This window comes from Parahaliea mediterranea, assembly GCF_003402235.1.
GTDB classification, from domain to species: Bacteria; Pseudomonadota; Gammaproteobacteria; order Pseudomonadales; family Halieaceae; genus Parahaliea; species Parahaliea mediterranea.
The window spans coordinates 704,623-729,175 of record NZ_QEWO01000001.1 but is presented as its reverse complement, the minus strand read 5'-3'; the positions used below and the strand labels follow the sequence as shown (position 1 = coordinate 729,175).

At 65.8% G+C, this 24,553-nt stretch carries 13 protein-coding genes; 6 read left to right on the top strand and 7 right to left on the bottom strand.

Annotation, left to right across the window (positions count from 1 at the left end):
* The first annotated feature begins 7 nt into the window (after nt 1–7).
* The 4 genes from DDZ17_RS03190 to DDZ17_RS03175 all read left to right on the top strand — a co-directional run bounded on the left by DDZ17_RS03190 (nt 8) and on the right by DDZ17_RS03175 (nt 11,125).
* Complete coding sequence (locus DDZ17_RS03190; protein ID WP_157976415.1) at nt 8–8,713, top strand: filamentous hemagglutinin N-terminal domain-containing protein; 8,706 nt, start codon at nt 8–10, stop codon at nt 8,711–8,713.
* 195 nt (nt 8,714–8,908) lie between these two features.
* A complete protein-coding gene (locus DDZ17_RS03185) occupies nt 8,909–9,457 on the top strand; it encodes a bactofilin family protein (protein ID WP_206613422.1) in 549 nt (182 codons plus the stop codon).
* Nucleotides 9,458–9,505: 48 nt separating this feature from the next.
* Nucleotides 9,506–10,081 carry a hypothetical protein gene (locus tag DDZ17_RS03180; protein WP_116364476.1) on the top strand — a complete coding sequence of 192 codons (576 nt, stop codon included), beginning with the start codon at nt 9,506–9,508 and terminating at the stop codon, nt 10,079–10,081.
* Between the two features lie 66 nt (nt 10,082–10,147).
* Nucleotides 10,148–11,125: an LLM class flavin-dependent oxidoreductase gene (locus DDZ17_RS03175; protein ID WP_116364475.1), complete on the top strand. Its 978-nt coding sequence runs from the start codon at nt 10,148–10,150 to the stop codon at nt 11,123–11,125.
* Between the two features lie 72 nt (nt 11,126–11,197).
* Here the strand turns inward: DDZ17_RS03175 and DDZ17_RS03170 are convergent, their stop codons facing one another.
* From DDZ17_RS03170 to DDZ17_RS03145, 6 genes are all read right to left on the bottom strand, one after another.
* Nucleotides 11,198–12,922 carry an N-acyl-D-amino-acid deacylase family protein gene (locus tag DDZ17_RS03170; RefSeq protein WP_116364474.1) on the bottom strand — a complete coding sequence of 575 codons (1,725 nt, stop codon included), beginning with the start codon at nt 12,920–12,922 and terminating at the stop codon, nt 11,198–11,200.
* 21 nt (nt 12,923–12,943) lie between these two features.
* Nucleotides 12,944–13,417, bottom strand: coding sequence for a cupin domain-containing protein (locus DDZ17_RS03165; protein WP_241505765.1), 474 nt, complete (start codon nt 13,415–13,417; stop codon nt 12,944–12,946).
* Between the two features lie 30 nt (nt 13,418–13,447).
* The gene (locus DDZ17_RS03160; RefSeq protein WP_116364948.1) at nt 13,448–14,812 is read right to left on the bottom strand and encodes a Na+/H+ antiporter NhaC family protein; all 1,365 of its coding nucleotides are present in this window, start codon (nt 14,810–14,812) and stop codon (nt 13,448–13,450) included.
* Nucleotides 14,813–14,815: 3 nt separating this feature from the next.
* Entirely contained in the window at nt 14,816–16,696 is a 1,881-nt protein-coding gene (locus DDZ17_RS03155; protein ID WP_116364473.1) for an NAD(P)/FAD-dependent oxidoreductase, read from the bottom strand.
* Nucleotides 16,697–16,707: 11 nt separating this feature from the next.
* On the bottom strand, nt 16,708–19,161 hold the full coding sequence (locus tag DDZ17_RS03150; protein ID WP_241505764.1) for a TonB-dependent receptor: 2,454 nt from the start codon (nt 19,159–19,161) through the stop codon (nt 16,708–16,710).
* A gap of 371 nt (nt 19,162–19,532) precedes the next feature.
* Nucleotides 19,533–21,128, bottom strand: coding sequence for a tetratricopeptide repeat-containing sulfotransferase family protein (locus DDZ17_RS03145; protein WP_116364472.1), 1,596 nt, complete (start codon nt 21,126–21,128; stop codon nt 19,533–19,535).
* 129 nt (nt 21,129–21,257) lie between these two features.
* Between DDZ17_RS03145 and DDZ17_RS03140 the strand changes: the two genes are divergently transcribed.
* Both DDZ17_RS03140 and DDZ17_RS03135 read left to right on the top strand, forming a co-directional pair.
* Nucleotides 21,258–22,589: an MFS transporter gene (locus tag DDZ17_RS03140; RefSeq protein ID WP_241505763.1), complete on the top strand. Its 1,332-nt coding sequence runs from the start codon at nt 21,258–21,260 to the stop codon at nt 22,587–22,589.
* A gap of 100 nt (nt 22,590–22,689) precedes the next feature.
* Entirely contained in the window at nt 22,690–23,442 is a 753-nt protein-coding gene (locus DDZ17_RS03135; protein ID WP_116364471.1) for a transporter substrate-binding domain-containing protein, read from the top strand.
* Nucleotides 23,443–23,512: 70 nt separating this feature from the next.
* Here the strand turns inward: DDZ17_RS03135 and DDZ17_RS03130 are convergent, their stop codons facing one another.
* Entirely contained in the window at nt 23,513–24,418 is a 906-nt protein-coding gene (locus tag DDZ17_RS03130; RefSeq protein WP_157976414.1) for a VOC family protein, read from the bottom strand.
* Nucleotides 24,419–24,553 lie beyond the last annotated feature (135 nt).

Sequence of the window (24,553 nt, the reverse complement as noted above, 5' to 3'; positions counted from 1 at the left end):
AACGACCATGACATCCAGCAAGCTGCCAACCCTTCCGCGCCGCTGGCGCCTGCTGCCCCTGTGCCTGGCGGTGGCCACGGCCAGTTATGGCCTGCGCACCGCACCGGCTGTGGCCGGTCCCGAAGGCGGGCGCATCACCGGCGGCAGCGGCGCCATCAGCAGCGCCGGGCACAACACCCGGGTGGAACAGCTTAGCCACTTGCTCAGCATCCAGTGGGACAGCTTCAACATCGACCGCCACGAATCCGTCGATTTCCTGCAGCCCCACAGTTCGTCGGTGGTCCTCAACCAGATCCTGCAAAACGGCCCCAGCCAGATACAGGGGCGCATCAACGCCAACGGCCATGTGCTGCTCATCAACCCCCGGGGGGTGATTTTCGGCGAGAACGCCAAGGTCAACGTGGGCGCCATGACCGCCAGCACTCTGTGGCTGGACAAGGACGACTTCCTCAACGGCGAGTGGATGCTGCGCACGCTGGCGGGTGAAGGCGGGGAGGGCGTGGAAGGCCGAGAAGGCCAAGAAGGCGTTGTCGTGAACAGCGGCATCATCAATGCCGCCAGCGGCGTGACCCTGCTGGGGGAGCAGGTGCGCAACGAGGGCCTTATTACCGCCCAGCTGGGTTATATCAACCTGGTCAGCGGCCGCGAAGCCTTCCTCACCTTTGACCAGGAGGGCTTTCTCGGCGTCAAGGTCAGTGAAGAGGTGGTCGATAACCTCCTTGATCGCAAGGCCAGTGTCCAGAACAGCGGCGCGCTTTCCGCCCCCGGCGGCCGTGTGCTGCTGGAGGCCAACGTATCCCGGGGCCTGTTCGACAGCGCCGTGAACAACAGCGGCATTATCGAGGCCCAGGGTTTTGGCACCCAGGCCGCGGGCAGCGTCCACGTGCTGGGCGATACCGTGCACCTTGCAGGCGGCAGTGTTATCGACGCCAGCGGCGGTGCGGGTGATGGCGGTGAAATTCTCATCGGTGGTGATTATCGCGGAGGTGCTGACCATCGCGGAGGTGCCTACCATCACGAAAGCGCTGAGCGCGGCGACAATGCGCAGATCCAGAACGCCACCGATACCCGGGTGGATGCCGGCGCACTGCTGAAGGCCGATGCCGGCGTGAATGGCGATGGCGGCCGGGTGATTGTGTGGGCCGATGGCGCCACCACCTTTGCCGGCGACATCCAGGCGCGGGGTGGCAGCGCAGCCGGCAACGGTGGCTTCGCCGAGGTGTCCGGCAAGCAGTATTTGCAGATTTCCGGCCACGCGGATTTGAGCGCGACGGCGGGGGACGCAGGCAAACTCCTGCTGGACCCGGGCTCAGTCGCCATTGTGGACGGTGCCGACACCGCCCCGGCGCCCGACTTCAACATCATCAACGACGGCTGGATCAACGCGCAGTTGGGCACCGGCGACTTGGAAGTGACCACCAGCGCATCAACGGATGGCGCCACGCCCGACATCACCGTGAATGACAGCGTCGAGATCGAGCTGGCCAGCCAGACCCTCACCCTCACCGCCGGGGAAGACATCTCGCTGGGCGCGGCGACCTTCAACGACGGTAGCCTGGTACTGAACATCGGCCAGTCCGCCAACGGCGTGCTGGATATCGGCACGGCCACTTTCACCACCGCCAGCGTTTCCGTCAGCGGTGGCTCGGCGGGTGACACCCTGCAGGGGGCGAGCGCCGTCACCCTATCCGCGGCTGATGCCGGCACCGCCAACGGCCAGAACTTCAGCGACATCAGCTTCAGCGGCATTGAAAACCTGGTGGGTACCGCCGGGGATGACACCTTCACCGTTGCTGGCGGCTCCCTGAGCGGCACGATAGACGGCGCTGGCGGCAGCGACACCATCGAGGGCTCGGCGTCCTACCTGATCGATGGCACCGATGAGGGCGTAGCAAACAGCGGTCAGACTGTTGAAACGGCATTCAGCAACGTCGAAAACCTCACCGGCACCGCTGACGATGACACCTTTGCCTTTACCGCCGCTGGCAGCTTTAGCAATGGCCAGGTGAATGGCGGCGCGGGCGGCGATGATACCGTGACCTACGCCGGCCCGGTGACACACACCGCCGGCGTGGATGCGATAGCGGTGGATACCGTCATCGCCAACGGCGGCGGCACCCTCACCGCCGCCACGGCGGCCAGCTTTGAACTGGTTGGCGCGGATGAGGCGGTGGTTGAGGTAAATGGCAATGGCGGCATTCGCTACAACGGCTTTGGCCAACTGCAGGGCTCGGCGGCCTCGGATACCTTCGATATCACCGCAGGCAGCGTTTCGGTAGGCATCGATGGCGGCGGTGTTGCCGACAACGACACCCTGCTTGGCGCCAGCGCCTACGAAATCAGCGGCGCCAATGCCGGCACGGCCAACCCGGGCATGGCCAATGCGGTCGCCTTCAGCAATATAGAAAGCCTGGTGGGCACGGCCGCTGACGATACCTTTACCTTTGCCGGCGGCACCCTGTCGGGCTCGATTGACGGGGCCGGCACCGGTGACAGCGACACGGTGCTGGGCTCCACGGCCTACGCCATCAACGGCGCCGACGCCGGTGTGGCCAATAGCGGCCAGGCGGTTGAAACCACCTTCAGCAACATCGAGAACCTCACCGGCACCGCGGGTGCGGACACCTTCAGCCTGGTGGGCGGCAGCCTCTCCGGGGCGATTGACGGTGGCGGGGTGAATGATGGCGATACCTTGCAGGGCGCAACGGCCTACACCCTTACCGGTACCGATAGCGGCACGGTAGGCGCCGCTGATTTTTCCGGCATCGAAAACCTCACCGGCAGCAGTGGTGCGGATACCTTCACCTTTGCCGGTGGCACCCTGTCGGGGACCATCGACGGCGCAGGGGGCAGCGACACCATCGAGGGCTCGGCGTCCTACCTGATCGATGGCACCGATGAGGGCGTAGCAAACAGCGGCCAGACTGTTGAAACGGCATTCAGCAGCGTCGAAAACCTCACCGGCACCGCTGGCGACGACACTTTTGCCTTTACCGCCACTGGCAGCCTGAGCAATGGCCAGGTGAATGGCGGCGCGGGCGGCGATGATACCGTGACCTACGCCGGCCCGGTGACACACACCGCCGGTGTGGATGCGATAGCGGTGGATACGGTGATCGCCAACGGCGGCGGCACCCTCGCCGCCGCCACGGCGGCCAGCTTTGAACTGGTTGGCGTGGATGAAGCGGTGGTGGAGGTGAATGGCAATGGCGGCATTCGCTACAACGGCTTTGGCCAACTGCAGGGCTCGGTGGCCTCGGATACCTTCGATATCACCGCAGGCAGCGTTTCGGTAGGCATCGATGGCGGCGGTGTTGCCGACAACGACACCCTGCTTGGCGCCAGCGCCTACGAAATCAGCGGCGCCAATGCCGGCACGGCCAACCCCGGCATGGCCAATGCGGTCGCCTTCAGCAACATAGAAAGCCTGGTGGGCACCGCCGCTGACGATACCTTTACCTTTGCCGGTGGCACCCTGTCGGGCTCGATTGACGGGGCTGGCACCGGTGACAGCGACACAGTGCTGGGCTCCACGGCCTACACTATCAACAACGCCGATGCAGGTGTGGCCAATAGCGGCCAGACGGTTGAAACCACCTTCAGCAACATTGAAAACCTCACTGGCAGCAGCGGGGTGGATACCTTCACCTTTGCTGGCGGCACCCTGAGTGGGGCGATCGACGGCGGTGCCGATAGCGATACGATGATTGGCGCCTCAACCTATGTGGTCAGTGCCGACAACAGCGGCACGGCCGACACCCTGGGCGCCGCTGGCTTCAGCAATATCGAGAACCTCACCGGCACCGACAACCCCGATACCTTCACCTTTAGCGGCGGCACCCTGTCTGGCGCGGTGGCCGGCCTGGGTGAGAATGACACCTTCACCTTTGCCGGCGGCACGCTCACCGGGCCTATTAATGGCGGTGACGGCAGTGATGAAATAGCGGGTCTGTCTGCCTATGACATCACCGACGAAAACCAGGGGCAGGCCAACGGCATCGACTTCACCGGGGTGGAGAACCTCACCGGCACCACCGGCAATGACGTGTTCAACTTCCTGGTGGCTGGGGCCCTGGCAGGTACCATCGACGGGGTGAGCGGCACCGACGACACCATTCGCTTTGCGGCAACCATCCTCTACACCGCCGGCCAAACCGGGCAGAACATCGACATTGTCGAAGCCAACGGCAGCGGCGACACCCTGACGGTGACCGGCGCTTCCAGCTTTGTACAGAGCGCGCCCGGTCAAACCGAAATCAGCGGATCGCCAGTGATTTATCGGGGTTTTGAGAATCTGCTCGGCTCCAGCGGCAACGACAGCTTCGATCTTTCCGCGGCCGGCGTTACCGGCCAGGTGGATGGTGGTGGCGGCACTGACACCCTGCAGGGGGTGGCTGGCGCCAATGTCACCGGCGCGAATACCGGCACCGTGCAGGCCGGCGGGCTCACCACGGCCTTTATGGGCATTGCCAACCTGCAAGGCACCGCGGGCGATAACGTCTTTACCTTCGCGCCGGGTGGCAGCATCAGCGGCACCGTGGCCGGCCTGGCGGGCAACGATACCCTGGCCGGCGCCAACAGCTACACCATTACCAGTGCCAACGGCGGCAGCAGCAGCGTCGGCGCGTTCACGGATATCGAGAACCTGCACGGTAGCGCCGGCGATGACACCTTTACCCTGCAGGGCGGTTCATTCACCGGCAACCTGGTGGGCCTGGCCGGCACCGATACCCTGGCGGGGGTGTCCGACGTCACTGTGTCCGCCGCCAACGCGGGCACGGACGGCAGCATCGTCTTCAGCGAGATGGAAAGCATCACGGGTACCCCTGGCGATGATCTCTTTACCTTCCTGGCGGGGGGCAGCCTGAGCGGCTTGATTGATGGTTTGCTCGGTGACGACACCCTGGCTGGTGGCAGCGTCTATGAAATTACCGGTGTCAATCGCGGCACCGCCAACTTGCTGGGCGCTGGCTTTGAGAATGTGGAAAACCTCAGCGGCACCACCGGCAACGATACCTTTACCTTCCTGACCAGCGACAGGCTGAGTGGCGTGGTGGATGGCGTGAGCGGCGATGCCGACACCATCCGCTTTACCGCCACGGTGACATATACCGCCGGCATGGACGGGCTGAACATCGACATTGTGCAGGCCGAGGCTGCCAACGACACCCTCACCGTGGCCGGGGCTTCCAGCTTTGTCCAGACCGCCAACAACAGCACCCGTATCAACGGCGGCCCGGTGATCTACAGCGGCTTTGAAAACCTGCTGGGTTCCAGCGGCAACGACGGCTTTGACCTGGCGGGCTTTGGCGTCAGCGGCAGCATCGGCGGCGGCGCAGGCGCCGATCAACTGCTGGGGGCCAGCGTGTACCGCATTACCGGTGCCAACAGCGGCACCGCCGATGGCGGGTTATTCAGCGGCATCGAAACGGTGATCGGCTCCGCCGGCAACGACCTGTTCTCCCTGGAAGGTGGTTCCCTTGCCGGCGCCATCGATGGCCGCGGCGGCAGCGACACCCTGCAGGGGGCGGCCACTGTCAGCGTCAACGGCAGCAACAGCGGCACGGCGGACGGCTTTGTTTTCAGCGCGATTGAGAACCTTCGCGGTACCGCAGGCAACGATACCTTCACCCTGGCCGGGGGCAGCGTCGACGGGCTGATCGACGGCCTGGGCGGCACCGATGCCATCATTGGCGGCAGCACCTACCGCATCAGCGGGGCGAACGCGGGCAGTGTCGATGGCGGTAGTTTCAGCGGTATCGAGAACCTGACCGGCTCCGCCGCCGGCGACAGTTTTGAATTTCTTGCCGGCGGCAGCCTCAGCGGCTTGATCGACGCCGCCGGCGGCAGCGACAGCCTGACCCTTGCCCCCGGCAGCGGCAACAGCGTCGATATCACCGCGCCGGCAACCTTGCGCGTCAACGGCGCCACCGAAGTGCGCAACGTGGAAACGGTGAGCCGCACCGGCCGCCTCAGCGCCAGCGGCATTGCCGCCACCTTCGACCTGGTGGGCAACGATGGCGTGCGCCTGGTGACACCGGCACCGTCGGTTACCTTCAGCGGCGTGAGCCTGTTGAGCGGCAACGGCAACGAGAGCCTGAGCCTGAACGGCGCCGGGGTACAACTGCAGGCCAGCGGCTTTACCATCGGCGGTGGGGGCCTGGCGGTCAGCAATATCGGCACCATCAACGGCACCGGGGCGGTGTCGGGCAGCGGCGTTGGCGAAACCTTCACCCTGAGCGGCACATCGCTGACGGTGGATACCCAGGCCGGCAACACTTTCCTCGGCGTGACCCAGATCCTGGGCAACGGCGGGGTAGACACCCTGCAAAACCAGGGCGCCGGGGTCACCCTGGGCTCGGGCGACTTCATTACCGGCGGCGGGGTTCGCGTGGGGGGCGTGGAGCAGGTGCTGTCCACCGGCGACCTGACCGGCAGCGCCCAGCAGGAACAGTTCAGCAAGGAAGACGACCTGATACAGGTGAGCACCTTCAACGCCCTGAACTTTGGCGGCGTAGTGGAGCTTGACGGCGGCGAGGGCAACGACACCCTCATTGGCGCCTCGACCTACGTGCTGCTGGGGCAAAACGCGGGCACCGCCGACGGCCAGGTGTTCCTCAATGTGGAAAACCTCCACGGCAGTGCCGGCGACGATACCTTTACCCGCCGGGGCGGCTCGCTGAGCGGCACCATCGACGGCCTGGGGGGCAGCGGCGATCACCTCATTGGCTTCTCCCGCTTTGTGGTGGGCGGCGCGGGCGCCGGCACCGCCGACGGCATCGGTTTTGCCGGCATCGAAAGCCTGACCGGCACCGGCGGCGCCGGCGATGTGCTGGAAGGGGTGAGCGATGTGCAACTCACCGAACGCGACGGCGGCATTGCCGATGACTTCCGCTTCCGCCAGATCGCCAACCTGCTGGGCACCGCGGGCGCCGACCGCTTTGTGGCCGCCGGTGGCTCCCTGTCGGGCAGCATTGACGGGGCAGGCAGTGACGGCGACCGCCTGGAAAACTTCAGCCTGTTTGAACTGGCCGATGGCGGGCAGGGTGGCAGCGGCCGTGCCGATGGCATGGCCTTTACCGGCATCGAGGTACTCACCGGCACCGACGGCGCCGGCGACCGCCTGGTGGGCGGGCGCGACTATGTCATCAGCGGTGAAAACAGCGGCACCGTGGCGGCCCTCATTCGCTTCATCGGCATCGAGAACCTGACCGGCACCAGCGGCGACGATAGCTTTGTGCGGGAGCAGGGCGGGCGCCTCGACGGCACCATTGATGGGGCGGGGCAGGGGGCCGATGGCGATCGCCTGGCCAACTACAGCCAGTTTGCCCTGGATGCCGCCAGCGCCGGCGAGCCGCGCAGCGGCACCGCCGACGGTTCGCGCTTTGTGGATATTGAAGTGCTGGAAGGCAGCGGCGCGGCGGGGGACACCCTGAGCGGCGCCGCCAGCTACCGGATTGACGGGGCCGATGCTGGCCTGGCGGATGACAGCATTCGCTTCTCGCGCATCGCCAACCTCACCGGCACCGATGGCGATGACCGCTTTGTGCGCGGCGACAACGGCAGCCTGTCGGGGGTGATGGACGCCCTGGGCGAGGGCAGCAACGGCGACGCCCTGGAAAACTTCAGCGCCTATCAACTGGACCTGGCCAGCGGCGCAGGTGGCCGCAGTGGCACGGCGGATGGCACGGTGTTTCGCAACATCGAGCGCCTGGCGGGCACCGCCGGCGATAACGACAGCCTGAGCGGCGCCAGTGACTACCGCCTCGACGGCCTGAACCGCGGCACGGCGGATGCGCTGCGCTTCAGCGGGATAGAAAACCTCACCGGCACCGACGGCGATGATCGCTTTGACCTTGCCGGTGGCCGTGTGTCCGGGGTGATTCGCGGCGCGGCCACGGTAGACGCTGTGGATTCCGACACCCTGCTGGGGGTTAATGCCTATGTGCTGGAGGGCGACAACAGCGGCCTGGCGCAGCAGCGTGACGCCACCGGCCAGCTGCTCTCGTCGGTGGGCTTTGAGAGCATCGAGAACCTGGTGGGCACCGATGGCAACGATACCTTCCAACTGGGTGGCAACCGGCTCTCGGGCAGTATCGACGGCCTGGCGGGGCTGGATGTGCTGTCGCTAGACCAGAGCAGCGGGGCCAGCCGCGATGTGGGCATTACCCTGGCCGGCAACGACGCGGCCCGGGTGCGCATCGGGACGGGCGATGACGGCTTCAGCTACGCCGGTATTGAAGATCTGCTGCTGTCGCTGGCTGGCAACCTGACCCTGGACGGCGCCGGCCAGCTGAGCTCCAGCCGCGATATCGTCATCGGCGGTGACTTCACCCTCAACGGCCCCACCTCCGACCCGCCCCTGGTACTGCGCTCCGGCGGCAACCTGACCATTGATGGCAGCCTGGCCTTGAGCCGGCGCTCGGTGGTGGACGTCAGCTCCGAGGGCAGCCTGTTGACCATTGGCGGCGGGCTGTCGGTGGATACCGCCGGCGGCGCCCAGATCAACGCCGTGATCGTGATCACCGTGACCGGCGAGCCGGTGATCCAGCTCGAGGTGGAAGAGACCACCAGCCTGTCGATTTTCGACGACATCGCCGTGTTCAACGCCGGCCGGCGCTCGGTATCGCGCCGCAACCTGCAGGGCGTGAGTGACGAAATTGAGAACGAAGGGCAGCTGATCAAGGCCCTGCAGGCGGCGGCCGGGCCCTAGCCCCGGCCACGCCACAGGGCAGCGGAACGCCCCGGAACATAGCGCCCATTAACTTCCTTGCCCCCAGGGTGATCACAGCCCGGTGCGCCGGCGGGCAATCCGGAGAAAACTGTGATCTCCCTCACACAATGCTGGCTCCCTTGTTGACTGGCTGCTAGCATGGCTGCTCCACAATGAGTCAACGTGGTGACCACGATGTTTGAACGCAATAAAGACAAGGGTAAAACGCCGGAGCGCCCGGCACCCGCGCCGGCGCCCGCCGCCGCGCCAGAGCCGGCGACCCCGGCGCCTTCACCCAGCCAGTACGAGCAACTATCCACCCCGAGGAGTGCAGCAGTGATTGGACCGAGTATCAAAATCAAGGGCGAGGTTTCCGGCGACGAAGACCTGGTCATTCGCGGCACTGTGGAAGGCAGCATCGACTTGGCCGCGCACGAAGTCACCGTGGGCGAATCCGGCAAGGTCAAGGCCGACATCAAGGGCCGCACCGTGATTGTGAACGGCCAGGTGACGGGCGACATCACCGGTGGCGAGAAGGTCATCATCGCCAAGACCGGCCACGTGCGCGGCAACATTGTGGCTCCGCGCATGACCCTGGAAGACGGCGCGGTGTTCAAGGGCTCCATCGACATGGACCCGGGCGAAAAGAGCGCGGCCAAGCCGGCCCCGGCCGCCGCCCCCGCCGCCAAACCCGCACCGGCGCCGGCCAATTCGGCCCCCGGCCTGGATGTGAAAAGCGGCTGACCCGCCACCTGTGGACACGCGGGCTGCCGCGGCAGCCCGTTGCACTCTATGACAACCACCCAGCCGTCCCGGCTGCTGCCTGCGCTGTTTGAAAACGTCGATGCCGACTGGCCATTGACGGTGCTTCATATCGGCCCGGCGCTGCCAGAAACCGTGAATTTCTTCAGCGACTACCGCTGCAAGTTGCATTTTGCCGACCTGTACGAGGAGCTGCCCCTGCGCCGCGCCGAAGAGGGCGAGCCGAGCCTGGATGAGCGCCTGGAGCGTGCCCTGGCCCTGCCGGGGGGCGCGCTGTTCGACCTGTGTTTTTTCTGGGACGTGCTCAACTTCCTGAGCCGCGACGCCATTACCGCGCTGATGTCCCAGCTGCGCCCGCACCTGCACCCGGACACCCTGGGCCACTGCTTTGCGCCCCACAATGCGCGCACCGAGGCATCGCCCCATTACTACGGCATTGCCGACAGCGGCCACCTGCGGGTGCGACAGCGCCCGCGCATTCCCCCGGAATACCAGCCCCATCCCCAGGGTGAACTGGGCGCCCTGTTGCCCTGCTTCCGTGTGGAGCGTAGCGTACTGTTGCCCGATCGCCGCACCGAGCTGCTGCTGAAGGCGCGGCTGGGCTAGGTTCGGGCCAGGTTACCGCCCGGTGCCAGGGCGCGGGCCAAACACAGATTTTTCAAGGAAGCTGGAATGAAACTGTCGGTACTGGATCAGTCACTGGCGCGCTCGGCAGATGCGCCGGAAGATGCCCTGCAGGAGTCGCTGACGATGGCGCGCCACTGCGAGGCGCTCGGCTATGAGCGCTTCTGGGTGTCGGAACACCATGCCTTTCCCTCGGTGGTGGGCAGCGCCCCGGAGGTGCTGCTGGCGGCATTGGGGGCGGCCACCTCGCGCATCCGGCTGGGCTCTGGCGGCATCATGCTGCCGCACTACAGCCCCTACAAAATCGCCGAGGTATTTTCGCTGCTGGCCAATCTCTATCCGGGCCGTATCGACTTGGGCGTGGGGCGGGCGCCGGGGGCGGATATGTCCACCGCCGTGGCCCTGGCCACTGACGGGCGCCCCAAGTTCGAACGCTTCCCCGAGCAGGTGGAAGCGCTCAGCAACTACCTGTGGAACCCCGATGCCAAGCCCCTGGTGAGCCCGCGGCCGCCCCCCGGGCTGCCCCTGTGGATGCTGGGCTCCAGCCCCGACAGCGCGGTGCTGGCGGCCCGGCGCGGCCTGCCCTACAACCTGGGGCTGTTCATCAACCCCCAGGCCCAGGCGGAACTGGTGCACCTGTACAAGGCGCATTTTACCCCGTCGGCCCTGCAGGCCGGGCCCTATGCGATTGTCACCACCAGCGTGTTCTGCGCCGACGACGAGGCCCGGGCCAGGGCCCTGCAGCTTACCTTCGACCTTAACTTTTACCGCTTTGTGACCGGCCAGAGCGATGGCCACTCCCTGACTCCGGAGCAGGCCCTGGCCTGGCCCATCGGCCCCAGGGAAGAGGCCTTTATCGCCAGCCGCAACCAGAACCGCGCGGTGGGCACCCCGGCCCAGGTGCGCGCCCAGCTGCTGGCCCTGGCCGAGCGCTACGGTGCCGATGAAATCATGGTGGTGAGCAACATGTACTACCTGGACGATCGCAAGCGCAGCTTCGAATTGCTGCGCGCGGTGTTTGATTGAGGGCCTGTTGAGGGCTTGCTAAGGGCTTGCTGAGAGCCTTGCGGTGAGCGGCTGAGGGCCGCCCGATCTTGCCTACTGGCGTTCCGGCCAGCCGCTCCAGCCCGGCCCGCGCACCACCTGACCCGGGGTGGCGCCGGTATGCTCACCATCCACCAGTACCTGCACCCCGTTCACGATGACATCGCTGACGCCGGTGGCGTAGCGGTGGGGGTCGTCGTAGGTTGCATGGTCGGCAATGGTGGCCGGGTCAAAAACCACGACATCGGCGTGATAGCCCGGCGCCAGCAGCCCGCGCTCGCGCAGGCCGAGGTTGCCCGCCGGCAGTGAGGTAAGCTTGCGAATGGCCTCGCTGAGGGGGATGACCTGCTCCTCGCGCACGTAGCGGCCCAGCAGGCGGGCGAAGGTGCCGTAGGCCCGCGGGTGGGTGCTGCTGTTGAGGAACACGCCTTCCGGCGCCATGGAATAGGCGTCGGAGCCAAAGCTCATCCAGGGCAGGGCAATGCCGCGTTTGACGTTGTCCTCCGACATCAGGAAGTACACCACCTGCACCCGGCTGCCGTCTTCGATCACCAGGTCCATGGCGGTTTGCTGGGCGTTGGTGCCGCGCTCGGCGGCCACCTCGGCCAGGGTCTTGTCGGTGTAGTGGCGCAGCGCAGGGTTGCGAAAGCCCACCAGCAGGGTGCCCTCGGCGCCGGCGGCCAGCATCAGGTTGGACCAGTCGGCCTTGCGGTCGAGCATCTCCTGCTGCAGGCGCGCGCGAATGTCCGCGTCCTGCAGGCGCTGCGCCCAGGCGGCGTAGCCCCCTTCCTGCACCCAGGGCGGCATGGCCGCATCCAGCCCGGTGGAGCCGGCGGTGTAGGTGTACATGTCGGCGCTGATGCGCAGGCCCTCGGCCCGGGCCGCCTCGATCATGGCCACCGCCTCGTCGAATTTCAGCCAGTTGGACTCGCCGCTCTGCTTGAAGTGGTAAATCTCCGCCGGCGCGCCGGATTCCCGGGCGATGGTAATCAGCTCTTCGATGGCCTCCAGCAGGCGGTTGCCCTCGCTGCGCAGGTGGGAGATGTACATGCCGCCGTATTCGGCGGCCACCGAGGTGAGGGCGATCAGCTCCTCGGTGCTGGCATAGTAGGCCGGTGCGTAGATGAGTGAAGAGCCAATGCCCAGGGCGCCTTCCTCCATGCCCTGGCGCACCAGGTCCTGCATGCGCGCCAGTTCCTGCGCGCTGGGTGCGCGGTCTTCGTAGCCCAGTTCGTGAACGCGCAGGGTGGTGGCGCCAATGAATGAGGCGATGTTGGTGGATACACCGCGGTTTTGCAGGTAGTCCAGAAACTCCCCGAGGCTGGTCCACTCGATGTCGTAGCGGATGTCCCCCTGGCGCCCGGCCTCCTCGGCCTTCATGGCCTCGTTCCACGGCCCCCAGGATTCGCCTTCGCCGAACACCTCCAGGGTCACGCCCTGGCGGATGTCGCCCTGGCTGCGCCCGTCGTGGATCAGCGAATCCAGCGCCCAGCTCAGCATGTTGATAAAGCCCGGGGCCACCGCCTTGCCGCTGGCGTCCACCACAAAGCCGCCATCGTCGGGGCCGAAGTCCCCAAGGGCCACAATGCGCCCGGCGTCGATGGCGACATCCAGCGCCTGGCCGGGGCCGCCGCTGCCGTCGTACACGGTGCCGTTCAGCACCACGCCATCGTAGCGCGGGGCGGGCGGTGCTTCAGGGGCCGTGGCCTGCTGGCGTTCGCAGCCGGCCAGCCCAAGGGAGACAGTGCACAGCAGTGCCAGCAATAGCCGTTGATGCATGGAGAGCCCCTGTAGTGGTGTTTATTCGAAGGCGGAACCGTCCTCAGAATAGATCACCCAGATCTTGGTGTAACCCTCGGTTTCCCACACGCCGGTCCACTCCTTGGGAATGGTCACTGCTTCGCCGGCCTCAATGGTCTGTACGCTGCCATCGGAGGAGGTGAGGGTCACGCCGCCTTCCAGGAAGTACATGAACTCGTCCACGCCGTAGGGCTCGGTGATCTCCCAGCGCGAGGCCGGGGCCTGGTACATGCCAGAGGCAAATTTCTTGTCGCTGCTCAGCAGCGAGGTGACATCCAGTACCGTGCCGTTGTCGCGTTCGGTTTTGCTGGTGTCGGGGTGCTCGAACAGTTTGCCGGCCAGGTCGGCCTTGCTCATCTCGGCGGGTTTGATCACGTCGTCGGCCAGGGCCAGCGGCGCGCCGAGCAGGGCGGTGAGCAGGGTGGCCATGGAAGTGCAGAGCACGGTGCTGCGGGCAGTGTTTGTCAGTCGCATGGTAAAGCTCCTTGTCGGGTCATCGTTGGGTTACACAAACGCAATGGCAAGATAGGCCAGCACCGTAATGCCGGCGGCTATCAGCGCATAGGGAAACTGGGTAATGGCGTGCTGCAGCGGCGTGCAGCCGGTGGCCTGCGAGGTCAGCACGGTGGCGTCGGAATAAAAACAGGCGTGGCTGCCGAAGGTGCTGGCGCTCAGGGTGGCGCCAATCACCAGGGTCATGTCGGCACCCAGCTTGTGCCCCAGGGTGGTGACAATGGGCAGCACAATCACGAACACGCCCCAGTTGGAGCCGGTCATGAAGGACACCAGGGCCATGCTGACGAAAATCGCCACCGGCAGCAGCTGGGCGGTGAGCACGGGCTCCATGGCGCTCACCACGTAGCTGGGCAGGCCCAGCGCGTCGTTCACGTCTTTCAGGATAAAGGCCGCCACCAGCACCGCCAGCGGTTCGATCATGGTCTTGAAGCCTTCAATCACCGTGTCGAAGGCGTCGTGCAAATCCAGCAGGCGCAGGCCCAGCACCAGGGCCAGGGTCACGCCGAGGGTGATGTAAATACCCACCAGAAAGTCGTTGTCGAAGTACATGGTGCTGCCCACCAGCAGCATCATGGGTACCACGAACAGCCACACCCGGGGTTTGACCTCGGCATTGACCTTCACCGCCCGGTTGGCCTGTTCGATATGTTCGGCCTCTGGTGGCACCATAACGCCGCCCTCGGCGCGGGCGTCGGCCTTTTTCATGGGGCCGATGGCTGGCACCACGCCCCAGATCACCAGCGGCACCAGCAGGGCAGCCACCCAGGCGTAGAATATATAGGGAATGGCGGAGATATACACCGCCAGGCCCTGGCCTTCCTCCGCCAGCCCGTTGGACACCAGCAGCCCGCCAAAAAAGGCGCCCCAGGTCGAGTAGGGAATGATGACGCTGATGGGCGCGGCGGTGGAGTCCACCACGTAGGCCAGTTTTTCCCGTGACACACGGAATTTATCCGTCAGGTCGCGCATGGCCGCGCCAACGGCCAGGGAGTTCAGGTAGTCGTCCACGAACATGACAATGCCCAGCCCCCAGGTGGTGAGCAGGGCGCTCTTCTGGCTCTGCACGCGCCTGGCCAGGGCGGCGGTGAAGGCGCGGGCCGAGCCGGTGCGAATCAGCAGGGCGATAAGGCTGCCCATAAAGCCGCACACCAGAATGACCCAGGCCACGTCTTCGTCGGTCAGCACCCGCAGGGAGGTTTCCGCAAGCCCCCCCACAAAGCCGGCGCCGTGCAGCATGATCAGCCCCAGCAGGCCGCCGCTGATCAGCGATTCAATAGGGCGCCGCGTCCACACGGCGAGAATGAACACCAGTGCCGTAGGCACCAGTGAAAGCGCAGTACCGCTGGTTTCCATCAATCAGAGTCTCAACTGTTCGTTAGTTGCTCGCCAGGCGGCGTCGATGGCGCCGTCGACGAAGGCATAGGCCGATGCATCGGAGTTGGCGATGGAGATGCGGCCAAGCTGGCGGGCGCCAAGCAGGTGGGGGCCGTTATCGGGGCCGTACTCCGGCGGGTCGGAGTATTCATTGTATTCGTAGGCGTAGCCGTGGGGCCAGCGATTTACCGTGAGGGCCGCCATGTCCCGCTCGGCGTCAAACCCGGCCCTGCCCAGCGCCCCGTCGAGGGTGGATACCACGTGGGTTTCGAACTGCTCGAAGGACGTCTCGTAGATCTGGCGCCGGCCGCGAATGTGCTGTTCCTTGGCCCGCAGCCCGACATCCGGCACACAGGGCACAAAGGAGCCGTGCAGTACGGTGGGCTGGTTGGGGTCGTCGGCAAACTGGTAGCCGCCCATGCTGACCGGAAAGTCCAGCCCGATGGAGTGCATCATGCTGGGGTTGGGGATGCTGAACTGGCTGTAGCCGAGGTCGGCAAAGGCGCGCCAGTTGCGCACCGCCACGCTGATGTACACCAGCGGCACCTTGGTGGAGTACTCGATGGCCTCGCGCTGCTCCGCCGGCAGCTCCGGGCAGAGGTAGGGAATAATGTCGTTGTAGCAGGCCATCACCACATGCTTGCCGCGCACGCGAAACACCTCGCCGCCGTGCACGTAGGTTACGTCCACCGTTTTCTGAGCGGGGCCGTGCTGCACGTTCACCGCGGTGCTGTTCAGGCGAATGCGGCAGGGGTGTTCGGGCTTATCCAGCTGGCGGTAGTCCACCCGCGCCAACACCAGGTCCTCCATGGTGCTGCCGGGGATGGCCTGGGGGATCAGCGTGCGCACCAGGGAGCGGGCCACCCCGGCATTGCCGTCGGGAAAGTGGAAGATGTAGGGCTCGTTGCGCTCCGGTTCGCGCTCGTCGATGGCGCCGGTATCCAGGTGGGCGGTGCCGGGCATGCCCATGCGTACTGCCTCCAGGGCGGACTGGGCATCCCAGCCCACGCCCCACCAGCCGCGGATGTTGTCGCGCAGCAGCACATAGACCGCCTCCGGCACGCCCACCACGTCCAGCAGGAATTCGCGGTAGGTAATGCTGCGCAGGTAGGCCGGGCGCTGCGCCTGGGGCAGGTGGGCCAGGTAGTTGGTGTCGGCGCCAAGCAGCTTGAGCAGGGCAGCCCTCGCCTCGGGGGGCAGGGGATAGCGCGCCAGGATGTCGGCATTGCGCTGTGCGGCGTCGGCGCCGCCGGTGGCGTCAAAGTGTGGTGCCACTACGTCGCGGCCATAGGCGGCCTTGCTGAAGTAGTAGCCGCGCTGCAGCTGCCTGCGCTGGTTAAAGCCCTGGTCGAAGTAGTCGTAGAAGCGCTCGGTGTGAATGCCGACGTCCTTCAGCAGCTGGGCCGATTGGGCGGAGTAGGACCCGGGGGTGTCGATGGACTGGCTGCCGCCGTAGCAGATGAGCTGTTTGCCATCCACGTTGAACTCGTTGCGCTTGGCGTGGCCGCCAAAGTCGTCGTGATTGTCCAGCACCAGGATGCGGGCTTTGGGCCCCATTTTCTGGCGATAGAAGTGCGCCGCCGCCAGGCCAGAGATGCCGCCACCCACCACCACCAGGTCGTAGGTGCTGTCGGTCTGGGTTTTGGGAATCGGGTACTTGGCGCCGGCCCAGGCCACCGAGTGGGCCACCTCGAAGGAGCCGGGGTGGCTGCCGCGCAGGCCGGTGAGGGCTGGCGGATAGGGCGCGCCGGGGGCTTCCAGCGCCCGGGCCAGGCCGGGTATGCCCCCCAGGCCGCCCACCGTGGCGCCAAGGGCCACGCCACCGAGAAAGTCCCGGCGGCTCAGGTTGCGAAGTTTTGACATGGTGGCTTTGCTCAGAGTCCGTAACTGAAACGCAGGCCCACGGTGCGCGGCCGGCTCGGGCTGATGTCGGACTGCACGAAGGGCGAGCTGGCCGAGGTCATGCCGTTGCCGGCATCGTAGTACTCCTCGTCCAGCAGGTTTTCCACGAATACCGAGAGGGCCCAGCCGGCGGCGCCGCGGTAGCCGGCGGTGGTCTGCATTTCGGTGTACTCGCCGGTGTAGCGCCAGCCTGCGGCGCGGGTGATGGCGTTGTCTGGCTCCCAGTTGGAGGGCGCGCCGTCTTCCCAGCTGGCCACCAGGCTGCCGAACAGTTCGCCGCTGCCCATGGGGATGTTGCCATTTAAGGCGGCGAAGGCGGTGTACTCGGGAATGCCCGGGCGCGGCGATCCCTCGCAGGCATTCACGTCGCCGAGCCATTCCTCGCCGTTCTGGCAGAAAGCCTGCACGCCGCTGGCTTCACTGTCGAACCAGGAGAAGCCAAGCCCCAGGCGCCAGTAGTCGGCAAAGGCAATGTTCCAGGTGCCCTCCAGGCCCTGGCCGTCCACCTGGCCGGTGTTGCAGACCACGGTGATGGGCGAGCCGGGTTCGCTGCAGGTGGCCTGCAGGTCTTCGTATTCGTAGTAGAAGGCGTTCAGTTGCAATTGGCTGGCGCCGTCCAGCTGGGTGCCCTTGTAGCCAAGTTCGTAGGAGATCACCGTCTCTTCATTGAAGGTGGAGGGGCGGTGCACGCCGGGCAGGGCCTCCACGCCGCTGAAGGGGCCGCCCGGGTCCACCGAGAAGCTGTTGAAGCCACCCTGTTTGTAGCCGGTGGTCACGCTCACATACAGCAGATCGTCATCGGTGGGGTGCCAGTTGAGCACGCCGCGGTAGGTGGGTTTGGTCCAGCTCACCGTGTCCGACACCGGCCCCTGGGGCGTGGTGAAACCGGTCTGCACCACCTGGCCGAGGATGCTCTGGTTGCGATCGGCGAGCACTTCCTGGCTCATCTCTTTTTTGTCGTCGTTGTAGCGCACGCCGATGGCCGCGTCCCACTGCTCGGAGAACTGGAACTGCAAATCCACATAGGCGGCCCAGCCGGAGAAAGTGCCGCGGGTGCGGTTCCAGTCGTCGATCAGCCCGTTGTTGGGGCTGGGGCTCCAAGTGTAGGTGCCCCAGTAGTCGTAGAGTACAGAGGGGTCGTAGTAATTGTAGTAGTCGAACAGGCCCTGGCAGGTATCGCCCCAGTACACGTTGCAGTACAGGTCTTCGTCCTGTTGGCCGAGAAACTCGGTGTCCAGCTCCTCCCGGTAATAGCTCAGGCCCGCGTACCAGTTGAACATACCCTCGTTGTCGGAGGTCAGGCGCAGCTCCTGCTCGAAGTAGTCGCCGGACTGGATCTGCTCGTAGTTAAAGATGGCGATGGCGGTGGCGTCGAAATCCTCGGTGTAGTGGTAGTTGTGATCCTTGTAGCCGGTCAGCGAGGTGAGGTTGGCCCAACCCAGGTCGTAGTCGATCTGCAGGCCCGCGCTCCACACCTCGCCATTGTCGATAATGCCGTTCTGGGGCTCGTCGATACGCACGTCGCGGTCATCACCCGGCACCGGCAGGTCGCCGTAGATGCTCTCCAGGAAGTCATAGGCCGGCCCCTTACCGGTGGCGCGGTAGAGGGTGCCGGACTGTTTGCGATCCTCGTAGTCCAGGTACACGGTGGCGGTTAGGGGGCCGCCGCCATCGTAGGTGCCGGTGATGCGCACGGCGCTTTTTTCGTGCTCGATAAAGTCATCGCCGCTGAGTTCATTCTCGACGTAGCCGTCTTCGGTGGAGTACAGCCCTGCCACCCGTACGGCAAAACTGTCGCCCAGGTCGAAGTTGGTGCCGCCTTCGGCGCGGAAGATGTTGCGTTCGCCGGCGCGCAGGTCCACATAGCTGTCGGCGTCACCCTGCACCGGTTTGCGGGTGAGAATGTTGAGGGCGCCGGCAATGGAGTTGCGGCCGAACAAAAAACCCTGGGGCCCGCGCAATACCTCCGAGCGTTCCAGGTCGTACAGGCTGGTAACGGCCGCGCCGTTGCGGCCCTGGTAAAAGCCGTTCTTGTACACGCCAAGGGACGGGTCGCCGCCGTTGCCGAAATCGTTGGTGACAATGCCGCGCACGGCGATAGAGTCAAGGAAGCTGTCCTTGGAGTTGCCGGTGACGCCGGGGGTGAAGAACACCAGGTCCTTCACGTCGTCCAGGTTCACGTCGCGCACAAAGTCGCCGGACAGGGCGGTGACCGCCAGCGGCACATCCATCACCGACTCGGCGCGCTTGGTGGCGGTGACAATGACCTCTTCCAGTTGCTGGGCCTGGGCGGAGCCGGCCAGCAGGGCGGCGGAAACCGCCAGCGCCAGGCCGCGCCGCGGCGGGCGCGGTGCCAGGCCGGGCGAAGATGTAACAGTGGTGCAAACAGGCTGCGCCGCAGTACGGCAACGATTGGACAGACTCATGACTCCCCCTGGGATTATCCAAGTATGCTCACCGTCCGGCATCGTGGCCGGGCGGAATAATCAGCTTGCGGGCGTCATAGGGCCACCCGAAACTCTTAGAGAATTTATGGTCATTTCGGTCGCCGGCACAGCGGGTGTTGTCTGGCGCTCGTGACTGCTATCGCAGCCCGGCACCGGTTTTTTACTGTGTCGGCAAAGGCAAATTCAGGCTACGAAATCGATCGGGGCAATTCAATACGCAGCCGGCAAAAAGGTCTACCCCCTTGGGGGTAGCTGGGTGGCATAGAACAGGTGGGTCGGGCGCAGATAAGCCGGCGCGGTAGCAAAAGGCGTACTGCCGCCAGCAAAAAAGCTGCCGTGCCCGGGGGCGTTCAGTGCGGCAGTGTCAGCGGAATGCCCTCGGCGAGCAGGGCGTCCTTGAGCGCTGCCAGTTGGTTTTCATAACGGCGCCAGCGGCCCACCGAGCGGGTGTGGGCGGCCTCGCGCACCTGCACCACACTGGCGGTGGTAACCGCGCCGCTTTGGCGGTGAAAGTCCAGGCAGGCGTCTTCCCAGGGCAGGCCCAGAAAGTCGATCAACCGGCGGGCGTGGGTGTCCGGGTCGGCGGCCACCGCCTCGTAGGGGACATCCAGGAAGCGGTCGCCAAAGCGCTCCCGCCAGCACTGCATCAGGCGAAAGTAGCGGGCGTGGTGGCGGCCCATCTCGCCCTGCTCGTAGGAGTGCGGGTAGGCGTCGGCGAACAGTTGCTTAAAACTGGCGAAGCAGGCGTCCATGGGGTCGCGCTGCAGGTGTATCACCCGTGCGTTGGGCAGTGCCGCCAGTATCAACGGCAGGTAGCGATAGTTGGTGGGCAGCTTGTCCACAAAGCGCGGCAGCGTGCCGCGCAGGGCCCGGCTGGTGCTGAGGTAGGCCTCGCCCAGGCGCTGCACGTCCACCCCGCTGGCCTGCTGGATCAGCTGCGCCGAGTGGCGGGCGCGGCCGCGGTAGTTCACCAGGCGGCGCAGTGCGCTGTCGAACTGGCGCAGTTCGCCGGCGGAGTGTACCTGCGAGTGACTGGTGATGATCCGCTCCACCAGGGTGGTGCCGGTGCGCGGCTGGCCGATGATAAAAATAGGCGAGGGGTCGGCGCAGCCCGGCGGGCGGTTGTTCAGCCAGTCGGGGGTGAGGTGTTGCTTGAGCGCATCGAACATGGCGACTTCCGCCGCCTCATCGTAGGCCAGGGTAGAGCGCCGGGCGGCGGCGCCGGCGGCAAAGGCGGTGAAGGCGGCATCCCAGTCGCCGAGGTCTTCCCGCTCCTTGCCCAGGGCGTAGTGCAGGTAGGCCAGGTCTTGCGGCGAGCGGCTGCCGGCGATCAGCCGTTCAAGCTCGGCGATGTGCCTGGCGTCGGTGGCCTTGCGCAGGTTGGACAGCAGCCAGTGGGCGTTGGCGCTGTCCGGGTTGATGGCCAGCGCGGCGCGCAGGCTGTCCTCGGCGCCGTCAAAGTCGCCAAGGAACATGCGGTTGTTGGCGCGATTGACCAGAAAGCCCAGGTGGCGGGGCTGCTGCGCCAGGGCCTTGTCCAGCCACCCGGCGGCGGCGGGCTGGTCGCCCAGCAGGCTGTACACGGTGGCGATGGCGTCCTGCACCGCCGGGTTGCCGTCCTGGTGGTCAACCGCCTGCCGCAGGGCGTCGTCGGCGCGGTTGATGTGGCCCATGCGCATGAACAGGCGCGCCAGCTGGGCCCAGGCGGCGCCGTGGGACGGGGCGAGCTTGGTGACCGAGCCAAAGGCCTGCACCGCGGTGGCCAGGTCGCTGCGATCCTGGGCGATGAGCCCCACCAGAAAGTGGCCCTCGGGTAAATCGGGCTTGGCGGTGAGCACCCGGCGGGCACAGCCGATGGCGCCCTGATGGTCGCCGCGGGACAGAGCGCTGTAGCCCTCGCGCAGGCTGTCCTGCATCCAGGCCTTCGGTGGTGGGCTTTGGGTCATGGGCGGGCCTTAGTGCTGCGGCAAAGCTCTGGATTATGCCAGCCGTGTTGGCAAAGCGTCATCCGTGGCTTGCCGCGCGCGCCGCAAACCCGGCAGAATTTGCGCTTTGCAGCAGGCGGGGGCAGACCATTGGCAGGCAAACAGCAGCTGAGCGAGCGTATCTACAAGGCAATGGCGGAGGACGAAGATGCCCGCGTCTGCCGGGACATTCCCGAGGCGGCCTGCAACGACCAGCCACTGGCCTTCACCCTGCAGCTGCTGTCGCAGATTCTCACCAAGATTGGCGATGCCCTGACCAGTTCGCGGCTGGTGCTGGCGTGGATGCTCTCATCCCTTGGCGCGCCGGCGGTGTACGTGTCGCTGCTGGTGCCGCTGCGTGAATCCCTGTCGCTGCTGCCCCAGCTGTTTGTGGCCCAGGCGATGCGCCAGCACCCGCTGCGCAAATACTTCTGGGTGTGGGGCAGCGTCGGCCAGGGGGGTTGCCTGGCGCTGATGGTGGTGGCGGTGCTCACCCTGCAGGGCAACGCCCTGGGGCTTGCGGTGATCGGCCTGCTGGCGCTGTTCAGCCTGAGCCGCGGGGTCTGCTCGGTGGCGGCCAAGGATGTGCTGGGCAAAACCGTGTCCAAGAGCCGGCGCGGGCGCCTGGGTGGCCTGGCCGCGTCGGCGTCGGGGGCCATTACCCTGGCCGTTGCCGGGGTGCTGCTGTTGGTGCCGCTGTTGGCCAGCGGCGAGCAGGTGGGTGGTGGCCGCTGGTTTTTTGCTGCGCTGCTGGCGGGCTCTGCGGCCTTGTGGCTGCTGGCGGCGGCCTGCTATGCCGGGGTGCCGGAAATGCCCGGCGCCACCGAGGGCGGCGGCAACGCCTTTACAGAGGCGCTGCGCAGCATTGGCCTGTTGCGCAGCGACGCCCAGTTCCGCCATTTTGTGATAGCGCGGGCATTGCTGGTGAGCACCGCCTTTGCCATTCCCTACCTGGTGGTGATGATCCAGCAGAACAGCCGCGATGGCGGTTTTGGTTTTGCCACCCTGTTGCTGGCCGAGGGGCTGGCCGGGCTGTTGTCTGGCCACCTCTGGGGGCGCTGGTCCGACAGCGCATCGGAGAAAGTCATGGCCACCGCCGCGGCACTGTCGCTGGTGCTGATGCTGATGACGCTGGCCATCAATACGGTACATGCCAACTGGCTTGGCTTTGCGCCACTGGCGGGGCTGCTGCTGTTTGTGGCGGCGGTGGCTCACCAGGGCGCGCGTATCGGGCGCAAAACCTACCTGGTGGACATGGCCGGCAGCGGCAATCGCGCCAGCTATACGGCGGTCAGCAACACGGTGATTGGCGTGTTGCTGTTGTGCGGCGGCCTGCTGGGCTGGGTGGATGCCACCTGGGGCACCGCCACGGTGCTGGGCCTGCTGTCAGTGCTGGCCGCGCTGGCGGTGCTCAGCGCCCGGCGCCTGCCGGCGGTGAACTGAAGCGAATGACCTGATGCAAATGGTCTGAGGCAGATTGCGGGCCAGAGGCAAGTCACCTACCATCCTGTGCTTTGCGCACTGGGTCTTAACGGGGCATGGCATGAAAAAACACCTGGTAGTGATCGCCCTTGGCCTGTGGGTAACATCGGCCTGGGCCGAGGCCCTGCGGGTGGGCCTGTCTCCGGACTACCCGCCGCTGGCCTTTACCGAGGAGGGGCGCGTTGTCGGTATGGAGGCGGACCATGCCACGGCGGTGGGCGGCATTCTCGGCCGGCCGGTCAAGCTGGTGCCCATGTCCTTCGAGCAACTGCTGCCCGCCCTGCAGGCCGGCGAGGTGGATGTGCTGATGTCCGGGCTCAGCGTAACGGCCCGGCGCAGCGAGCAGGTGGATTTTACCGAGCCCTATCTGCTGGTGGGGCAGATGGCCATCATGCACCGCGACAAGATTGCGCGTTTTGCCCAGCCCTGGGCGGTGTTCCGCGAAGGCGTGCGGGTGGGGGTGGAGCCAGACACCACCGGCGCCGATTTTGCCGCGCGGGAACTGCCGGACGCCGCGGTGAGTTTTTACGCCGACCCGGAGCAGGCCTTTGCCGCCCTGCGAGCGGATCGCATCGACCTGTACATTCACGATGCGCCCACCAGTTGGCAGCTGGCCAACAGCGCCGAGAACGACGATCTGATCAGCACCTATTCGCCACTCACCGAGGAAATGCTGGCCTGGGCGGTGCGCAAGGGCAACGCCAGCCTGCAGGGCGAGCTGAACAACGCCCTGCAACTGATGCGCGGCAACGGCACCCTGTCCTACATTCAGGGCCGCTGGATTCCGGTACAGGTGGAAGTCAAAGCGCCCTGAGGGCGGGCGCTTTGCAGGGGGCGATTAGCTCCGGCCAATCAGCTAAGGCTGATTAACCAAGGCCGATTGATCAGCCGGGGAAGTTGTACTCGTGGCCCCACAGGTCGCCTTCGGTGCTCACGGTGGGGGTGTAGGTGTCCCAGTCCACCAGCAGGCCGTCGTAGCCGTATTCCACCGCAATGCCGCCGGGGGCCAGTACGTAGAACGAGCACATGTTGTCGTTAACGTGGCGGCCCAGGCTGGCGATCACCGGGTGGCCGCCTTTGTTGGCGCGATCCAGGGCGCGGCCCACTTCATCCAGGGTGCTGACTTCCACCATCATGTGAACCACGCCAAGGGGGCTGGGCTGGTTGTACAGGGCCAGAGAGTGCTGGCGCGGGTTGTCGGCGTGCATGAACACCACGCGGGCCTCCGGCGCGCCCTCGGGCATTGGCGGGTAGAGATCGTCGCTGATGGCAAGGCCGATCAGGCCGGTGTAGAAGTCGATGCTGGCTTCAATGTCGGGGGCGGGGACCACCGCGTGGCCAAAGCCCATGTCGCCAGTGTATTCATCGCCGGTGACAAAGGCCGACACGCCGGTGGGGGAAACCAGCGGCTGGTAGTCCAGCTTGCGGCCCCAGTACAGTTCCAACAGGTTGCCGCCGGGGTCGGTGACGCTGGCAAATTCGCTGACGCACAGGCGTTCGGCCTCGGCGGCATCGCCAGCGCTCACGCTGAAGCCGGCGCTTTCCAAATCGGCGCAAACGCTGTCGAAGTCGTCCTTGCAGCGGTATTCCAGGCCGCAGGCCAGCAGGCGGTCACTGTCGCCGGGCTCGATCATGAAGCGAAAGGGGTGTCGGTCCATGCGCAGGCAGCGGGCGCCGGCGGTGTCTTCGCGCCCGGCATCCATCAGGCCGAGAATACCGGTGCCAAAGTCCATCCAGGCGTCGGCGTCGCTCGCCTGGATTCTCAGATAACCGATGCTAGCCAGTCCCATAGTGTCACTCCTGTTGTGTGTCGGTTTGCCCGGGCGTGCCCTGGCACTGGGTGCATTATCAGAGCTTTCCGGCAGCGCTTCAGCCATTGCCCGGGATTCTGCCGGCCCCGGTATAGCTATGGGAACCTGCCACTC